Source organism: Ideonella sp. BN130291, from assembly GCF_036231905.1.
GTDB lineage: Bacteria > Pseudomonadota > Gammaproteobacteria > Burkholderiales > Burkholderiaceae_C > CAMLIZ01.
Map to the genome: position 1 here is coordinate 364,524 of NZ_JAZARE010000005.1, position 16,513 is coordinate 381,036.

At 68.0% G+C, this 16,513-nt stretch carries 18 protein-coding genes; 6 read left to right on the forward strand and 12 right to left on the reverse strand.

All coding sequences use genetic code 11. The features are described from left to right. The first annotated feature begins 139 nt into the window (after positions 1 to 139). Positions 140 to 1,627 carry a cytochrome P450 gene (locus tag VPH43_RS13095; protein ID WP_328578148.1) on the forward strand — a complete coding sequence of 496 codons (1,488 nt, stop codon included), beginning with the start codon at positions 140 to 142 and terminating at the stop codon, positions 1,625 to 1,627. Here the strand turns inward: VPH43_RS13095 and VPH43_RS13100 are convergent. Genes VPH43_RS13100 through VPH43_RS13115 form a run of 4 tightly spaced genes read right to left on the reverse strand, consistent with a single transcriptional unit; the run spans position 1,525 to position 6,221 of the window. Further along, positions 1,525 to 3,864: a penicillin-binding protein 1A gene (locus tag VPH43_RS13100; RefSeq protein WP_328578149.1), complete on the reverse strand. Its 2,340-nt coding sequence runs from the start codon at positions 3,862 to 3,864 to the stop codon at positions 1,525 to 1,527. The genes VPH43_RS13095 and VPH43_RS13100 overlap by 103 nt on opposite strands. Before the next feature lie 54 nt (positions 3,865 to 3,918). Then, a complete protein-coding gene (locus VPH43_RS13105; protein WP_328578150.1) occupies positions 3,919 to 4,488 on the reverse strand; it encodes an NADPH-dependent FMN reductase in 570 nt (189 codons plus the stop codon). A 24-nt stretch (positions 4,489 to 4,512) separates the two neighbouring features. Beyond that, on the reverse strand, positions 4,513 to 5,256 hold the full coding sequence (locus VPH43_RS13110) for a pirin family protein (RefSeq protein WP_328578151.1): 744 nt from the start codon (positions 5,254 to 5,256) through the stop codon (positions 4,513 to 4,515). 56 nt (positions 5,257 to 5,312) lie between these two features. Beyond that, complete coding sequence (locus tag VPH43_RS13115) at positions 5,313 to 6,221, reverse strand: DMT family transporter (protein WP_328578152.1); 909 nt, start codon at positions 6,219 to 6,221, stop codon at positions 5,313 to 5,315. A 96-nt stretch (positions 6,222 to 6,317) separates the two neighbouring features. On the opposite strand from VPH43_RS13115, the gene VPH43_RS13120 reads away from it, so the two are divergent. Continuing rightward, positions 6,318 to 7,232 carry a LysR family transcriptional regulator gene (locus tag VPH43_RS13120; RefSeq protein WP_328578153.1) on the forward strand — a complete coding sequence of 305 codons (915 nt, stop codon included), beginning with the start codon at positions 6,318 to 6,320 and terminating at the stop codon, positions 7,230 to 7,232. An 18-nt stretch (positions 7,233 to 7,250) separates the two neighbouring features. Here VPH43_RS13120 and VPH43_RS13125 read toward each other — a convergent pair whose 3' ends face one another. Next, positions 7,251 to 8,357 carry a linear amide C-N hydrolase gene (locus VPH43_RS13125; RefSeq protein WP_328578154.1) on the reverse strand — a complete coding sequence of 369 codons (1,107 nt, stop codon included), beginning with the start codon at positions 8,355 to 8,357 and terminating at the stop codon, positions 7,251 to 7,253. 87 nt (positions 8,358 to 8,444) lie between these two features. Between VPH43_RS13125 and VPH43_RS13130 the strand changes: the two genes are divergently transcribed. Then, positions 8,445 to 9,308 (forward strand): AraC family transcriptional regulator, encoded by an 864-nt coding sequence (locus VPH43_RS13130; protein WP_328578155.1) that lies wholly within the window; start codon positions 8,445 to 8,447, stop codon positions 9,306 to 9,308. Positions 9,309 to 9,493: 185 nt separating this feature from the next. Further along, complete coding sequence (locus VPH43_RS13135; RefSeq protein ID WP_328578156.1) at positions 9,494 to 11,506, forward strand: SIR2 family protein; 2,013 nt, start codon at positions 9,494 to 9,496, stop codon at positions 11,504 to 11,506. A gap of 16 nt (positions 11,507 to 11,522) precedes the next feature. Here VPH43_RS13135 and VPH43_RS13140 read toward each other — a convergent pair whose 3' ends face one another. Then, on the reverse strand, positions 11,523 to 12,596 hold the full coding sequence (locus VPH43_RS13140; protein ID WP_328578157.1) for a WD40/YVTN/BNR-like repeat-containing protein: 1,074 nt from the start codon (positions 12,594 to 12,596) through the stop codon (positions 11,523 to 11,525). A gap of 34 nt (positions 12,597 to 12,630) precedes the next feature. Continuing rightward, a complete protein-coding gene (locus tag VPH43_RS13145) occupies positions 12,631 to 12,900 on the reverse strand; it encodes a MoaD/ThiS family protein (RefSeq protein WP_328578158.1) in 270 nt (89 codons plus the stop codon). A gap of 154 nt (positions 12,901 to 13,054) precedes the next feature. Between VPH43_RS13145 and rarD the strand changes: the two genes are divergently transcribed. Then, a complete protein-coding gene (gene rarD, locus VPH43_RS13150; RefSeq protein ID WP_328578159.1) occupies positions 13,055 to 13,939 on the forward strand; it encodes an EamA family transporter RarD in 885 nt (294 codons plus the stop codon). 3 nt (positions 13,940 to 13,942) lie between these two features. On the opposite strand, the gene VPH43_RS13155 is transcribed toward rarD, so the two are convergent. Continuing rightward, positions 13,943 to 14,299, reverse strand: coding sequence for a hypothetical protein (locus VPH43_RS13155; protein WP_328578160.1), 357 nt, complete (start codon positions 14,297 to 14,299; stop codon positions 13,943 to 13,945). Further along, positions 14,296 to 14,577: a hypothetical protein gene (locus VPH43_RS13160; RefSeq protein ID WP_328578161.1), complete on the reverse strand. Its 282-nt coding sequence runs from the start codon at positions 14,575 to 14,577 to the stop codon at positions 14,296 to 14,298. Before VPH43_RS13160 ends, VPH43_RS13155 begins: the two co-directional genes overlap by 4 nt. A gap of 78 nt (positions 14,578 to 14,655) precedes the next feature. On the opposite strand from VPH43_RS13160, the gene VPH43_RS13165 reads away from it, so the two are divergent. After that, a complete protein-coding gene (locus VPH43_RS13165) occupies positions 14,656 to 15,120 on the forward strand; it encodes a MerR family transcriptional regulator (RefSeq protein WP_328578162.1) in 465 nt (154 codons plus the stop codon). Here VPH43_RS13165 and VPH43_RS13170 read toward each other — a convergent pair whose 3' ends face one another. From VPH43_RS13170 to VPH43_RS13180, 3 genes are all read right to left on the reverse strand, one after another. Next, complete coding sequence (locus VPH43_RS13170) at positions 15,121 to 15,246, reverse strand: hypothetical protein (RefSeq protein WP_328578163.1); 126 nt, start codon at positions 15,244 to 15,246, stop codon at positions 15,121 to 15,123. Positions 15,247 to 15,273: 27 nt separating this feature from the next. Further along, positions 15,274 to 15,786: a carboxymuconolactone decarboxylase family protein gene (locus VPH43_RS13175; protein ID WP_328578164.1), complete on the reverse strand. Its 513-nt coding sequence runs from the start codon at positions 15,784 to 15,786 to the stop codon at positions 15,274 to 15,276. Positions 15,787 to 15,849: 63 nt separating this feature from the next. Continuing rightward, the gene (locus VPH43_RS13180) at positions 15,850 to 16,398 is read right to left on the reverse strand and encodes a peroxiredoxin (protein ID WP_328578165.1); all 549 of its coding nucleotides are present in this window, start codon (positions 16,396 to 16,398) and stop codon (positions 15,850 to 15,852) included. Positions 16,399 to 16,513: the final 115 nt, after the last annotated feature.

Genomic DNA, 16,513 nt, shown 5'->3' on the forward strand with positions numbered 1-16,513 from the left:
TCGGCACCAGGCGGTGCGAAGCGCCGGCGATGTCGTGAACGTTCAAGACGCACCCCTGGGCCGGGGCTAGGCTGCGGCCCATGAACTCCTGGCTTGTGTTTTCCGCCGGCCTGCCGGGCCGCATCACCCGGGGCACGCGATGACCGCCGCGCCACACGCCCTGCCGCCCGGCCCGCCCACGCCATGGTGGGGCCTGCCGCTGCTACGCGAGATGCGGCGCGACTACATCGGCTTCGTGACGGCGCTGCAGCAGCGCTACGGCGATGTCAGCTTCATGCGCCTGGGGCCCGAGCCGGCCTACGACGTGTTCGACCCCGCGCTGGTGCGCCAGGCGCTGGTGGACCAGGCCGACCACCTGATCCGTTGGGAGCGCGGCATTCAGATCTTCGAGCAGGCCTTTGGCCAGAGCGTGCTGGTCACCGAGGGCAGCACCTGGCAGCGCCAGCGCCGCATGCTGATGCCCGGCTTCACGCCGCGCCGGGTGCAGGGCTACGCCACGCTGATGACAGCGGCCGCGCGCAACACGCTGGACGCTGCGGTGCCCCCCGGGCAGCCCCACGCCGAGGTGGACATCGGCGCGCTGATGTCGCAGCTGACGATGGACGTGATCCTGCGCACGCTGTTCAGCGCACCCGACCAGGGCGAATCGCGCGACGCGGCACGCGCCACGCAGGTGCTGGGCCGCGGCGCCATCCGCGAGATGTTCTGGCCCATGACGCTGCCCGACTGGCTGCCCCTGCCCGGCAAGCGCGCCAAGCGCTGGGGCTTGCGCACCCTGCGCGGCCTGGTCCGGGGCCACATCGCGCGGCGCCAGGCCCTGCCCGCCGGCCAGGCGCCCCAGGGCGACCTGCTGGCCATGCTGCTGGCCGCCACCGACGACCAGACCGGCCAGGGCCTGTCGGCCACCGAGGTGCACGACCAATGCATGGTGATGTTCCAGGCCGGCCATGAAACAAGCGCCACGGCGCTGCTGTGGTGGGCCTGGCTGATGGCGTGCCACCCCGCCGCCCAGCAAGCGGCCCACAAGGAGGTGCTGGCGGCGCTGGGCGGGCGTGAACCCACCGCGGCCGATGCGCCGGCCCTCGACTGGCTGGGTGCGAGCCTGAAGGAAGCGATGCGCCTGTACCCGCCCGTGGGCGCGCTGATGTCGCGCCGCGTGATCAAGCCCTTGCGCCTGGGACAGTGGCATGTGCCCGCCGGCGCGCTGCTGCGCATCACGCCCTGGGTGATCCAGCGGGACCCGCGCTGGTTTGCCGAACCCGGGGCGTTTCGGCCGGAGCGGTTTCTGTCCAGCGCGGAGGCGCCGCCACGCGGCAGCTGGCTGCCCTTTGGCACCGGGCCGCGGGTGTGCATCGGCCAGCACTTCGCGATGCTGGAGATGACCTTGGTGGCGGCCATGCTGCTGCAGCGCTACGAAATCCAGCTGGTGGCCGGCGAGCCGGTGCCGCAGCCGGAGATGAGCGTCACCGTGCGGCCGGCCGCGCCCCTGCGGCTGCTGCTGCTGCGGCGCCCGATGCCGAGGCCTCAGGGCGACGAGGCGGAGGCCGGCTCGGCCACCGCCGGCGCCCATGCCGGCTCTTCCACGTCGATGCGCAGCGTCAGCATGTCGGCCGGCAGGTCGGCGTAGATCCAGTCCTCCACGCCGTTGAGGCCGACCCTCGCCACGCCGTCGGGCGGCGCCATCGCCTGCTCCGGCACACCCTTGAGCGCACGTGCCATGTAGTCGATCCAGATCGGCAGGGCGAGCCCGCCGCCCGACTCCCGGCTACCCAGGCTGCGCGGGTTGTCGTAGCCCATCCAGGCCACGGCCACCACCGAGGGCTGGAAGCCGGCGAACCACGCATCCACCGCATCGTTGGTGGTGCCTGTCTTGCCGTACACGTCGGCACGCCTGAGGGCCTGGCCGGCGCGCGCCGCGGTGCCGGCGTGGGTCACCTCCTGCAGCAGGCTCTGCATGATGAACACGTTGCGCGCGGAGAGCACCCGGTTGTCGTCGCCGGCGCCGGACGGTGCGGGCGCTTCATAGACCACCTTGCCCTGCGCATCGGTGATGCGTTCGATCAGCAGCGGCGCCACCCGGTAGCCGCCGTTGGCCAGCACCGCATAGGCCGACGCCAGCTGCAGCGGCGTGGTGCTGCCGGCGCCCAGCGCCAGGGTCAGGTTGGCGGGCTGCTTGCTCGTGTCGAACCCGAAGCGCGAGGTCCACTGCAGTGCGTCGTTGATGCCGGTGCGCTGCAGCACCCGGATGCTCACCATGTTCTTGGAGCGCGCCAGCGCCTGGCGCAGCGTGATCGGGCCGTCGAAGTTGCCGTCGGAGTTCTGCGGCTCCCAGTTGCCTTCGACGAAAGGCGCGTCGTTGACCAGCGTGTTGGGCATCACGCCATGCTCCAGCGCGGCGGAGTAGAGAAAGGGCTTGAAGCTGGACCCGGGCTGGCGCCACGCCTGGGTGGCATGGTTGAACTGCGCGCGCCGGAAGTCGAAGCCACCCACCAGCGCGCGCACGCGGCCGGTGGCCGCATCGAGCGACACGAAGGCGGACTGCACCTCCGGCCATTGCGCCAGCGACCAGCTCACCTGCCCCTTGGCGCCCTTGCGCTCGACCACGCGGATCACCGCGCCGCGCCGCAAGGCCAGCTCGGCCGGCGCCCGCGGCTGCAGCGCGCGGCTGGCCCAGCGCAGGCTGTCGTCGTCCAGCGTGATGGCATCGCCGCTGGCCAGGCGCGCTTCCACCCGCTTGGGCTGCGCCTCGGTGACCAGGGCCACGCGCAGCTCTTCATCGTCTCGCTGGTACTTCAGTGCGCGGGTGGCGGCCTGCGCTTCGTCGCCGCCGTCGGGCAGGTCTTCATGGTCCTCCGGGCCGCGGTAGGGCTGCTTGCGGTCGTAGGCCAGCACGCCGCGGCGCACGGCGGCCCAGGCCGTCTGCTGGTCCTGCGAGACCAGCGAGGTGTGCACGCGGTAGCCCTTGGTGTAGGCCGCGTCGCCATAGCGCTCATGCACCGCCTGCCGTGCCATCTCGGCCACGTATTCGGCATGGATGAACGCCTTGAGCGGCGAGCGGATCTGCAGCTTCTCTTTTTCGGCGGCGGCCAGTTGCGCATCGTCGATCACGCCCACCACGCGCATGCGGCGCAGCACGATCAGCTGGCGCTGGCGCGCCTTGTCGAAGCTGGTGATCGGGTTGGCAAAGCCTGGGTTCTGCGGCAGGCCGGCCAGCATGGCCACCTCGGCCACACTCAGCGCGTCCAGCGGCTTGCCGAAGTAGACCTGCGCCGCGGCTGCAAAGCCATAGGCGCGCTGGCCGAGGAAGATCTGGTTCAGGTACAGCTCGAGGATCTCGTCCTTGGACAGCTGCTGCTCGATCTTCAGCGCGAGCATCGCCTCCTTGAGCTTGCGTTCCGTGGTGCGCCGGGTGCTGAGGAAGAAGGTGCGCGCCACCTGCTGCGTGATGGTGGACGCGCCCTGCGGCATGCCACCCGGCGTGAGGTTGGCCAGCACCGCCCGCAGCACGCCGCGCAGGTCGATGCCGTGGTGCTCGCGAAAGCGCACATCCTCCACCGCCACCACCGCGTCCTGCAGCAGCCGGGGCACCTTGGCGATGGGCACGAACTGCCGCCGCTCGGCGCCGAACTGGCCCAGCTCCACGCCGTCGCGGGTGAACACCTGCAGGGACTGCGCGGGCTCGTAGTCCACCACCTTGTCCAGCGCCGGCAGCTGCGGGTAGTACCAGGCGCACATCACCACCACGTACAGCAGCAGCAGGCCGGCGAGGGCCGCCGCGCCGGCAAGCACCTGGGCGGGCCGCGAAGCGGCGCGGAAGCGGAGGACGAGGCGGTGCAGGAAGGCGCGCATGCGGGAGGCGAACACGGGGCGGCGGGATTATCGGCGGGCGCGCATGCCACCACCCCGCCCCAGCGCCGCTCAGCCGGCCGTGGCGGCGTTGGCCTGCACCCAGCGCTCGTACGCCTGCAGGAAGCGGCCGAGAAACTCGCGCGTCGCCGGGTTCGCCCAGCCGCCTTGTGCATCGAACAGCTTGTCGGCACCGCCGATGTAGGCCTCCGGCTGCTGGAGCACCGGCACGTTGAGGAACACCAGCGACTGGCGCAGGTGGTGGTTGGCGCCGAAGCCGCCCATCGCGCCGGGCGACACGCTCACCACCGCGCCCGGCTTGCCGTTCCACACGCTGTGGCCATAGGGCCGCGAGCCGACGTCGATGGCGTTCTTCAGCGCCGCGGGCACGGAGCGGTTGTATTCCGGCGTGACGAACAGCACTGCGTCGCAGCCGGCGATCCGCTCGCGAAAGCGCGCCCAGGGTGCGGGCGGGCTGTCGGTGTCCAGGTCGGGGTCGTACAAGGGCAGGTCGCCGATCTCGACGATGGTGAGGCGCAGCGAGGGTGGCGCCATCGCGGCCAGTGCCTGGGCCAGCTGGCGGCTCAGCGAGCCCTGGCGCAGGCTGCCCACGAGCACGGCGACGTTGCGGGGTGAGGTCATGGAAGTCTCCTTTCGTTGGGGAAGTCAATCGGTGTGGGGTGGCAGGTCGAACAACAACAGCTCGGTCGGCTCGGCGTGATCTGCTGCAAGCTCGAAACGCTCGCCCTCGCGCCAGGCGACCGCATCGCCGGCGGCCAGGGGCGTGGTGTCCGCCGCCGGTTGCGGCCGGTGCAGCCGCGCGCTGCCGGTGGCCATGTGCAGGTACACGCTGCGGCCGGCGTCGGGTGTGAACCCGAGCCTGCAGCCCGACGGCAACGCAGCGCGCCAGACACGGGCGTCCTGGTCGATGCGCAGGCTGTCGTGCTGCCCGTCCGGCGATGCGATGAGCTGCCAGCGCCCCTGGCGGCCGGCGCGCTCGAAGTGTCGGTGGGCGATGCGGGGTGCGGTGCCGCGCTGCCGCGGCCGCAGCCACAGCTGCAGGTGATGGTCGAGCGACTGCTGCGAGGCGTTCATCTGGCTGTGCCGGATGCCGGCGCCGGCGCTCATCAGCAGCACCTCGTCGGGGCGCACGATCGCCTGGTGCCCCAGGCTGTCGGCATGCGCGATGGCACCCGACAGCGGCAGCATCAGGATCTCCATGTTGCGGTGCGGATGCATGGGAAAGCCGCTGCCGGGCTGGATGACATCCTCGTTCAGCACCCGCAGCGCGCTGAAGCCTTGCCGAGCCGGGTGGTGATAGTCCCCGAAGGAGAAGCTGAAGCGTGCGTCCAGCCAATCAGCGCGCAGGCTGCCGCGGGTGCCGGCCGGGCGCAGGTCGAGGGCTTGCATGGCGTGCCGTTCCTTTCTCGGTGATCCGTGTCAGTGGTGCGTGTCAGTGGTGCGTGTCAGTGGTGCGTGGTGCGGGGCACCAGGGGCATGGGAGCGGTGCGCTGCATCCACCAGAAGCCGGTGCCGATGAGCACCACGGCGGGCAGCAGTTGCCAGGGCAGGCGCTCGCCGAGCAGCAGCGTGCCGAGCAGCGCGGCGCACAACGCCATGGCATAGCCGATGAAGCTCATGGTCATTGCGTCCGCGCGCTGCTGCAGCCGGAAGAACAGCAGCATGGCCAGCGGCGCGGCGGCCATCTGCGCGGCGGTGTAGGGCCAGGCGGCGGCCGGCACGGCGGGCGCGCCGGTGGCCACCCAGGCCGGCAGCAGCATGGCCGCTGCGCCGGCTGCCGTGGCCACGCCCAGCCATTCGGCCGGCACGCCGGGCGGCAGGCGACGGGCGCGGAACACATTGCCGCCGGCCAGCGACAGCGGAATGGCCAGCAGGCCGATCGCCGCCTCCATGCTGAGCACGCCGGCCGAGACCCGCGTGCTCGCCAGCCACAAGGCACCGCTGAAGGCCAGCGCCACGGCCGCCAGCCGCTGCCAGCGCAGCGGCTCGAAACCGAGCAGCACCATCAGCCCGAGCGTGAACAGCGGCGGCAGTGTGTACGCAAACGCCGTGATGCTGGCCCCGGCTTGCGCGGCCACCCATGCCGACAGGCTGCTCGGCAGGGCACCGCCCAGCAGCCCGGCCAGCAGCCCGAAGCGCAGCAGCGGTGCCAGGGCCACCGGCGCACCATGGCGCCGCCAGGCCAGCGCACCCAGCACCACGATGGTGGACAGCGCCGGCCACAGGGCGAAGGCCAGCGGGGACGCGGCATGCGCCACCGCCTGCTTGCCCAGCGGCAGGCCCACCCCCAGCGCAAAGCCGGTGGCACCCAGCAAGGCCCAAGGGCGGGAAGCGGTCGTGGTCTGCAGCGGCATGGCGGTCTCCGGTGTGGATGAGACGCACTGTAGAAATTCCGCGCCGGCATTGGTTAGCATCGAACGGAACTTCACTGAGTCTGATCAGGAATCAATATGGCGATCTCGTCACTGCAGGGGCTGCGGGCCTTTCGAGCCGTGGTGGAGCTCAAGTCGTTCAAGCGCGCCGGCACGCGGCTGGGCCTGGGCGGCAGCGCGGTCAGCAAGCTGGTGGCGGGGCTGGAGCAGGAGCTGGGGGTGCTGCTGCTCCAGCGCACCACCCGCACCTTGGCGCTCACCGAGGCCGGCGCGGACTTCTACGACTCGGTGGTGCAGGTGCTCGACGAAACCGAGTCCGCCGTGGAGCGGCTGCGTGAACGCGGGGGCAAGCCGGCCGGGCTGCTGCGGGTGTCGGTGCCCACCTCGTTCGCCCTGCGCTGGCTGGGCCCGCGGCTGCCGGACTTCATGGTGCGGTACCCCGGCCTGGAACTGAACCTCTCATTGAACGACCGCTTCGTGGACCTGGTGGCCGAGCGCTTCGACTGCGCCTTGCGCGTGAGCACCACGCTGGAGGACTCGTCGCTCCACGCGCGCCGCCTGGGGCACATGCCGCGCGTGCTGGTGGCGGCGCCGCGCTACCTGAAGGCGGCGCCACCGCTGCGCACGCCGGCCGATCTGGCGGCCCACCAGCTGCTGGTGTATGCCACCACCGGCACCGGCAACCGATGGCCGTTCATGGCGCAGGGGCGGCAGCTCACCGTGCCGGTCACCGGCCGCCTGCAGGTGGACAACAGCCTGATGCTGCGCGAGGCGCTGCTGGCAGGCTTGGGCGTCACCCTGACACCGCACTTCGTGGTGGACGACCTGCTGGCCGCGCGCAAGCTGGTGACACTGCTGCCGCAGTGCATGCCGCCGGCGCACGCGGTGTTCGGCGTGACGACACAGCGGCGCCACCTGCCGATGAAGGTGCAGTGTTTCCTCGACTTCGTGGAAGCAGCCCTGCGTGACAGCGGCTACGGCGAGGCGGCGTAGTGCCGCGCCCGCGCGGGCTCAGCCGCCGCGATCCGCAGACGACTTCTCTTCAGCGCCCCCGCTGTCGCAGCGCATGGTGGCCGGATACGCCGCATCCTCCTGCGCCGACCTGGCCACGTCCTCGTCGCTCATCTGCCGCATCCACGCCGTCTTGCGATACGCCACCCGCAACTGCGCCTCGTTGAGCGCCTGTGCATAGGGCCGCCAGCGGGCGCTGCGGTCGCCCTGGCCTTCGTCGATGTTCATCACCCGCAGCCCGGCCGCGCAGCCGAAATCCAGCTGCGCCAGGTCCACCCAGCGCGGCGCGCGCTGCGCCGCGGTGCGGTAGTGCACCCGCCCGCGGCGCAGCTCGTACACGATCTGCCAGTGCGTGAAGCCGGGCTGCGCCACGTCGTCCAGCGTGGCGAACGCAGGCGCCACGCCGGCGGGCCGCTCGCGCAGGCGGTCGGCCGCGCGCACGAAGCGCGACAGCGAGCTGCGGTCGTCCGGCAGCGGCTGGGTGCCGCCAAAGCCGTTGAAGCGCTTCAAGTGGCTGATCGACTGCGCATAGGGGTCGTTGGCCAGCACGCGCACCGGCAGGTTCTGCCCCTGGTGCACCACCAGCCGGCCGTCCAGGAACTCCAGCGTCGCGCTGCGGCCGGTGGCGTCGGCCACCAGAAAGTGCAGCGGCGTGCGGCCGGCGATGCGCACCTCGCGCGCGGCCTCCAGCGCTTGCGGCAGGCTGTCGCTGCGGTCCAGCAGGTACTGGATGAACTGCAGCGTGGAGACTGCCGGCCGGGCGTCAGCGTCGGGGTAGCGGCTGCCGTCCAGCCACATCAGCTCGACCACCACGCCGGCTTCGTTCACCCCGCCGGTGGGAAAGCCCACGCCGTACTGGTTGAAGGTGAGGCTGCCATGGCGTGCGGTCCACGTGGCGGCCTGTTGGCCGGGGACGTCGGCCGACTTGCGCAGCCCGCGCGGGTTGACCACCAGCAGCGCCTCGCCGAAATCGAAGTCGTAGTTGCGTGCGAACAGCGGCCCGTCCGGGCCGTCGGTGACAAAGGTGGTGCAAGGCACCGCCGGCATGGCCATGGAGCAGGCCACCAGGGCCACGGCACCACGGCGTCGCCAGTAGGAAGGGTTCATGCCTGCATGCTAGGGCGGGCCATGCGCGCACCAGTGATCGGGATTGACGTGATGCAGCCGCGTGCGGCCCAGCGCCACAATCCCGCCATGTCCACCTCGGTTCGCGATCTCGTGCAACGGCGGCGCCGGCTTCGCCGCGTGGTGGAGCACATCGGCGGCGCACTCGCCGGCCCGCTTCTCACCATGCCCGATGACGACGACGCGCTCAGCCTGCGCACCCTGGCGGCGGTGGCCTGCTGGTCGCCGGAGCACTTTGACCGGGTGTACCGGCAGACGGTGGGCGAGCCGCCCTTGACGACGGTGCGACGCCTGCGGCTGCGGCGCGCGGCACAGGCGCTGTTGCAGGGCGGCCGCCTGGTGGACGTGGCCGATGCCGCGGGCTACGGCAGCACGCAGGCCTTTGGGCGCGCCTTTGCCCGGCAGCATGGCCAGCCGCCCTTGCAGTGGCTGGCCCGGCAGCTCGATCGGCGCGCGGCCGAGCCGCCGGCACCGCTGTTCACGTCCGTGGCCCTGCCCGACGGACTGCACTGGCATCTGCTGGACTACCAGGGTCCAGGCGCTGGCGTGAGCGACTTCTTCGATCGGTTCATCGACCGCCTGGTGCACAGCGGTTCACCGCGTGCCCAGTGGCAGGTGTTTGGCGTATCGCGCGCTGCCGCGGTGCCAGGTGCGTGGGATCGCCGTGGCGGCGATGTGAGCTTGAGCGCGGCCGTGCTCGGCAACCCGCTCACCCATGCACCCGTCGGCCTTGCCACGGCCCACGTGGCGCCCGGCCCGTATGCGCGCGTGGCGCTGGAGCAGGCAACGAACCCCTTGCTGGCGGACGCCCTGCACGACGCCGGCTGGCAGCGCACCGATGGCCCCGTGCTGCGCCACTACGACACCGACCCCGCACAGACGGTGGCACCCGAGCGGCGCGAGTGGCTTTACCTGCCGCTGGCCCGGCGCTGAGCGCGCGCCCTTCTCCACCCTTCATGAGCGCCGCCTGCTGCGTGGTAGACATGCGCTCCGGCAGGCGGCCAAAAGCGTCTATGCAATGGCTATCGGCTGTCAGTCTTCTTCAAGATCGAGGCCCTTAGGCGTTGCGTGCTGCCCTGGCCGGGGCTTTAATGCGTCACGCCTCAACACATTGCCACATGCCAGTACCACAGACGTTAAAAGATGCGCTTGTTCAGCAACGGTGTGTGCCCTTCGTTGGCTCGGGTGTCTCGATGGCGGTCCGCCTTACGGCAACCGGTGGACCGGCCTTCCCCAGTTGGCGACAGTTATTGGTCCGCTGCGCCGAGCGATTGGACGGTGAGAATAAGACTACCGAGGCCCAACTGATCCGAGCGGCCCTAGCGTTGGGAACGCCTGATTATCTCTACGCGGCCCGTAAAGCACGGGAATACTTAGGGCCGGTCTGGTTCAAGCTCCTGACACAACAAATTGACCCGGCGCCGAACCTTATAGATCTCACTTCGTTGGATCTCGCCCGAGCCGTCTGGAGCCTTGGAAGCAAATTGGTCGTTACGAGCAACTACGATCGCGTCTTACAGTGGGCCGCCCCGGACCAAAACGAACTTCAAACCTGGGACATCGAATCTAGAGCGGCAATGACAACCGCAATCGAATCGCTGGAACGTCCGACAGTTTGGTATCTTCACGGCCACATTCAGGATCCCACTGAGCTGGTTCTGACTCCTGATGGGTATGAAATACTTTATGGTTCGGTAGACACCGAATCGAGATATCGCGCCGCCATTCAAACACTACGCCACGCTTTAGCTACAAAAACGCTTCTTTTCATTGGCTTTAGTGGCGACGATCCGTACTTCGCAGCTCAAATTCGTCGCGTTGATCAAATATTCGGTGGAGCGGCTGGTCCACACTACATTCTTATAAAAAGGGGTACTCGCGTCCCCGACATTCCGGCATTTGAGCCGGTCTTTTTTGAGGATTTTGGTGCACCACTTTTGGAGCTTATCGGAGAGCTCAGCCTATGTTCACCCACCACAAAATTCCAATCGGAGGTAGACAAGGATTCGCCTGCACATTTCCTTTCTGCACCGCTGCTCTCTGAACTGACTGCGTCAATTCCGACGCGCGCAAACGAACGTCGCTCTGTCTCAGACATTAGCGACGTAAATAGTTTTAGCGACGATTTGGTATCCGAATTTCGTAGACAGTTGCGTCTCGATGCTCAAGAACTTTATCCTGCCGCTCTTACCAACGAGGAGTTTTTAGATCGGACGGGTTATAGACGCGGTAGTGCACTGACTATTGGCGGCGTACTGCTTTTCACGCCATCGCCATTTACAGCGTCAGTAGACCTAACCTCCGCAGTTGTCCAATGTGTTGTTTACGGCGGAGAGAGCAAGTCCTCCGAACGTATCCGTGCGCGTTTTTCTGGACCATTGCTGAAACAAATAGTCGAAGCTCGTGACTTCATCGCAAAGAACATCAGACGCGTCGAACTTCCCGCTGAGCACAGTATGCAGTCAGTTACGGAATATGAGTACCCTATGATCTGCGTCAGAGAGATGATTGCGAACGCTCTTTGCCATAGAGACTATAGTGACGCGGAGCGGATGACTCACCTTAGAATATTTGCTGATCGCATCGAGATTGCGAGCCCAGGGGAGTGGTACGGGGCGAAGCCGCCTGGCGCCGGGCCGCATCCTATTGATAAGTTTAAGAGTCAGTCTATTCAGCGAAATATGCCACTTGCACATGGCGTATCGATGGTTAGTATCGTTGAAATGGAAGGAAGCGGCATACCAACTTCTGTGCACAATTGCGAGAGCCGGGACGCTCCTATTCCTACTGTCTTGGAATCCGATGGGTTTGTGCAAGTCACCATATATCCACGCAGAACCTGGGACGCCAAAGTTGCGCAAGGGCGCGTTTACAGTCGAGTTAGTCCGGACATCGAGGCGCTACAGCAGATGTTGACGAGCGCAATATCCCGTAGCGATGAGAAGGGCCAGACAGACGCTCTCGTAAATCTTGCGCAAACCTATTTAGGAATAAAGTCGTTTGCGGAAGCACAGGAGTTCGCCCAGCGTGCCATCACGTTAGCGACGGCGGTTGGTGATCAAGCTTCTCTGAAGGCGGCAACATTCCTAAAAATTAAAGCCGACATGATGCTTAGGATGAAGCCCTCATGAGATGTTCTGCGGCTTCTCACCCAAACGCCACCGCATACACCGGCGGCAGGTTCAAGCCGACCACCCGCCAGCAGTCGCCCTGGTTGTCACTCGCCCACAACCCGCCGGTCGTGCTGCCCATCAGCAGGCTCTCCCCGTCCGGTGATATCGCCAGCCCGTGGCGGTACACCAGGTCATAACAATGCCGCTGCGGCAGCCCGGTGCGCAGCGTCTCGAAGCTGCGGCCGCCATCCCGCGTGCGGTTGACCACCAGCTTGCCGTCCACCGGGACGCGCTTTTCGTCCTTCACCGCGGGCACGAACCAGGCGGTGCCGCCCTCGGTGGGGTGCACGGCCACCGCAAAGCCGAAGCTGGAGACCGGCGCCTCCACCCGCTGCCAGCTGGCGGCGTTGTCGGTGCTGCGCCAGATGCCGCAGTGGTGCTGGGTCCACAGCACGTCGGGCTGTGCCGCGCAGCGCACCACGCGGTGCGGGTCCTGCGTGTTCTCGTTGCCGGCCTGCTCGGGCGGCATGTAGTCGGCGGTCATGCCCTTGGCCTGCACCGCCCAGGTGTCACCGCCGTCACGCGTGGTCCAGCAGCCGCCGCAGCTCACACCCACCAGCAGTTCGCCGGCCCGCTGCGGATGCGGGCAGATGGAGTGGATGCCCGGCACATCGGCGCCGCCGCCGAACCATTCGGTGCGCTGGGGCATGCGCCACAGCGGCTCCACCAGCTGCCAGCTGCGGCCGAAGTCCGCTGAGCGGAACAGCCCGCCCGGCAAGGTGCCGGCCCACAGCGTGCCGTTGAGGTCGGTTTCCAGGGACCAGATCTGCTGCAGCTTCCAGGCCGGGCCTTCCGCGCCTTCGGGCTGCTCGGGGTAGGTGGGCACGGCCACTTCTTCCCAGGTGTTGCCCGCGTCGCCGGACGCATGCAGCTTGACGCCGAAGTGGCCCAGGTTCAGCGCGGCCAGCATGCGGCCGCTGGCACCCGGTGGCAGCAGCATGCTCACCGGCTCGGCCAGGAAGTGCACCCGCTCGATGTCCCAGCCGCCGGGGCCGCGGTACAGCTCGAACAGGCCTTTGCGTGTGGCAGCCCAGGCGCGGGTGGTCATGGTGCGTCTCCTCGGGGGATGTGAAGCGGCATGCTCAGCCGCCGGACAAAGCCTGCAGCACATGCACCTGGCTGTGCGGCTGCAGGCTGTCAGCCAGGGCGATGCGGTCGGCGCTGCGGCGGCCGTCGATGAACACCACTACGTTGGGCCGCAGGTGGCCCTGGTCGTCGAGCACGTAGCCGCGCAGCCTGGGGTTCACCTCGAAGGCCGCTTCCAGCGCCTGGCGCAAGGTGGCGGCGGGGGTGTCGATCTCAGGCGTTTCGGTGAAGCGGCGGAGCTGCGGCGTGAAGGCGATGCGCGGCATCGGGCGATGATGCACCGCTGCTTCCGGCACCACCATCGGGTTGGCCCGGCCTATCGCCGCGCCGTCGACAATCGGCTGCCATGAGCACCGCCCGGCCGCTCCGAAGGTGCTCGCTCCCCCTCGGGGGGACGGCGCGCAGCGCCAAGGGGGTCCAATGAACACCGGCATCGTGCAAGCGGCCCTGGCGTATGCCGCCTGGGGCCTGTTTCCCCTGTACTTCCGCCAGGTGGCGCAGGTGCCCGCCTTCGAGATCGTGCTGCACCGCACCGTTTGGTCGCTGGTCTTTGTGATGGCCGTGCTGGCCGCGATGCGGCGCTTTGCCTGGCTGGGGCCGGTGCTGCGGCAGCCGCGCCTGCTGCTCGCCTTTGCCACCAGCGCGCTGCTGCTGTCGGGCAACTGGCTGATGTACGTCTGGGCAGTGAACAACGGCCATGTGATCGACGCGAGCCTGGGTTACTTCATCAACCCGCTGGTGTACGTGCTGCTCGGCTACCTGGTGCTGAAGGAGCGGCCGCGCCGGCTGCAATGGGCCGCGGTGGCGCTGGCCGGCGCAGGCGTGCTGTGGCTCACCTGGCAAGGCGGGCAACTGCCGTGGATTGCGCTGGTGCTGGCGGGCAGCTTCGGGCTCTATGGGCTGATGCGCAAGACGGCCTCGCTGGGTGCGCTGGAAGGCCTGGCGTTGGAGACCCTGCTGCTGGCGCCGATGGCGGTGCCGCTGCTGGCGGTGTGGACGTGGCGCGGCAGCAGCGCGCTCGCGCAGGCCGACGCGGCCACGGTGGGCTGGCTGCTCTTTGCGGGGCCGCTCACCGCCGTGCCGCTGCTGCTGTTTGCCTCGGGCGCACGGCGCATCACGCTGGCCACGCTGGGGCTGCTGCAGTACATCGGGCCGACGCTGCAGTTCATCACCGGCGTGTGGCTGTTCCATGAGCCGTTCCAGCAGGGCAAGCTGGCCGGCTTTGTGATGATCTGGATGGCGCTGGTGGTGTACAGCGCCGAAGGAATCTGGATGTCACGCCGGCGCGCGACTGCGCCGGAATAAGGGTCACGCGGCCGCCGTGCAGGCGCAGCTGGTACCACACGCTCTCGCCGGAGTGGCCGCCTGCCCAAGAAAGTGCTCCGTCAGCACCGCGGCGAACTGGCCAGCCTCGGGCGGCGCGGTGATGGTCAAGTGAACGGCATCGGCCCGGCGCACGAGGTCGAACTGCAGGAAGGCGCAGCACTCACGCTCGCTGGACACCAGCGCCTGCAGTTCACCCGCTACGCTCTGGGCATATCGAAGGCGCAGCGTACGGCCGACCTGCTCGTGGGACAACAGCGCCCGCTGCGCCAGCTGGCTGATGACCTCCAGCCGCGTGCTCAGGTCAGGCCCAGGCAAGCTGCAGGCGATGGTGGTGCTCATGCCACACCGCGCTTACCGGCCGCGCCCGTGTTGCTGCAGCCGCAGCCGGCCGACGAAGCCGCCTTCGGTGCACAGCGCGCCGCGCTCGCCTGCCGCCGGCGCGCCCACACCAGCAGCACCACCCCGCCTACAAGCGCGGCGACCGCAGCAGCCTCCCAGCCCAGCGCCCATCCCATGCCGGAGGCGGCCAGCCCACCCAGCAGTGGCACACCCACAGGAACGGCGCAGCACAGGCCGCACGCGGCGGCCACACCCAACAAACCCAGCACTTTCTTCATCCTTGCTCCTGCCTGTGAGGCGATGCCTCGATAGACTCACTCTAAAACCTCAAGTGACTTGAGATGCAAGGGGCTGCGATGAAAAAACCTGGCGCCGGCGCGGAGCTGACCATCGGCGTGCTGGCCGAGCGCACCAGCTGCACCGTGCCGACCATCCGCTACTACGAGGAGATCGGCCTCATACCACCCGCGCGACGCCGGCCAAGCGGGCACCGTGTCTACCAGGCGGAGTCGCAGGAACTGCTCAGCTTCATCCGCCACTGCCGGGACTTCGGTTTCGGGCTGGAGCAGGTGCGCGAGCTGGTGTCGCTGTCGCAAAGCCAGGAGCGTGACTGCTTCGAAACGCTGGACATCGCGCAGGCGCACTTGAGGGCGGTGCGCGCGAAGCTGCTCGAACTGCACACGCTGGAGGCCAGCCTCGCGCGCTTTGTCAAGGACTGCACCACCATGTGCGCAGGCGGCCCGGCGGCGCAGTGCTGCATCCTCAAGGACATGGCGCAACCGGCTGGTGCGCCCAAGCAGGCCGGCGGCTGTTGCGGTTGATCAGGCCGCCAGGCGAGGCTGGAACATGACGATGCCCATGCCGCACAACGCCACCAGCGCACCGGCCGCGTCCCAGGGCGTGGGACGCACCTTGTCAACCAGCCACAGCCAGGCAGCCGCGCTCACGCGCAGCTGCCCTTGTCGCCCTGCGGCTTACGAAACCGCGATCACCTGCGCGGCGGCGTTCACCACCGCCGCGATGCGGCCGATGTCGCGCAGCTGCTGGGTGGTGAGGCCTTCCTTCTTCAGCAGGTCGTAGTGGCTCTTCACGCAGAAGTGGCACTTGCCGACGATGGAGGCGGCCAGCGCATAGGCCTCGAACTTCTTCTTCTCCACGCCGCCGGACGAGGCATAGGCGTTCATGCGCAGCTCGGCGCGCACGGTCTTCAGCTCGGCGTCGTCGGCCATCTCGACGAACGGATACCAGGCGTTGTTCATGCCCATCAGCGCGGCCGCCACCAGCGCGGCGTTGGCTTCGGCGGCCGGTGCATTGGCCTTGAACACGTCCACCAGCGGCTTGCTCTTGGCCGCGAACGCCGCGGCCAGCGCCACGCCGATCGCATCCTCGGGTGCCAGGCTGGAGCGGGCGATCACGCCGTCGATGTTCAGGCGGATGTCCTTGGCGTAGTCGGGGATCAGTTCCTTGATCGAATCGAGGAATTCCATAGCGTTCTCCTATTGTTGTGGGGCAAAAAAAAGCCCGGGCGAACCCGGGCTTGGTGGCAGTGCTTACAGCGTGGCGCCGCCGACGCCGCGGTTGCACGGGCAGAGCTCGTCGGTCTGCAGGCCGTCCAGAAGGCGCAGCACTTCGTCCGGGCTGCGGCCCACGTTGAGGTTGTTCACGCTCACGTGCTGGATGGTGTTGTCCGGGTCCACGATGAAGGTGGCACGCAGGGCCACGCCTTCGGCCTTGTCGCGCACGCCCAGTTGGTCCACCAGCGAGCCGGTCACGTCGGCGAAGCTGTAGTGGTTGAGCTTGTTCAGATCCTTGTGCTCACGGCGCCAGCCGAGCTTGGAGAACTCGTTGTCGGTGGAGCCGCCCAGCAGCACGGCGTCGCGCTCGGCGAAAGCCTTGCTCAGCTTGTCGAAACCGACGATCTCGGTGGGGCACACGAAGGTGAAGTCCTTCGGGTAGAAATAGATGATCTTCCACTTGCCGGGGAAGCTCTTTTCGGTGATCTGCTCGAAAGCGGACACGCCGTTTTCTTCGTGGTTGTTGAAGCCGGGCTTGACGCCGGTGACGGTGAAGGCTTCGAGCTTGTCGCCAACAGTTTTCATTGCTGCATTCCTTGTGGTGATTGGGAATCGGGTGGGACTGGAGCGTCCCTGAGCGGGTCCCGATGCAGCAACTATAAGCTATCTATTTATATACTTCCATAGTTTTACGCTATAT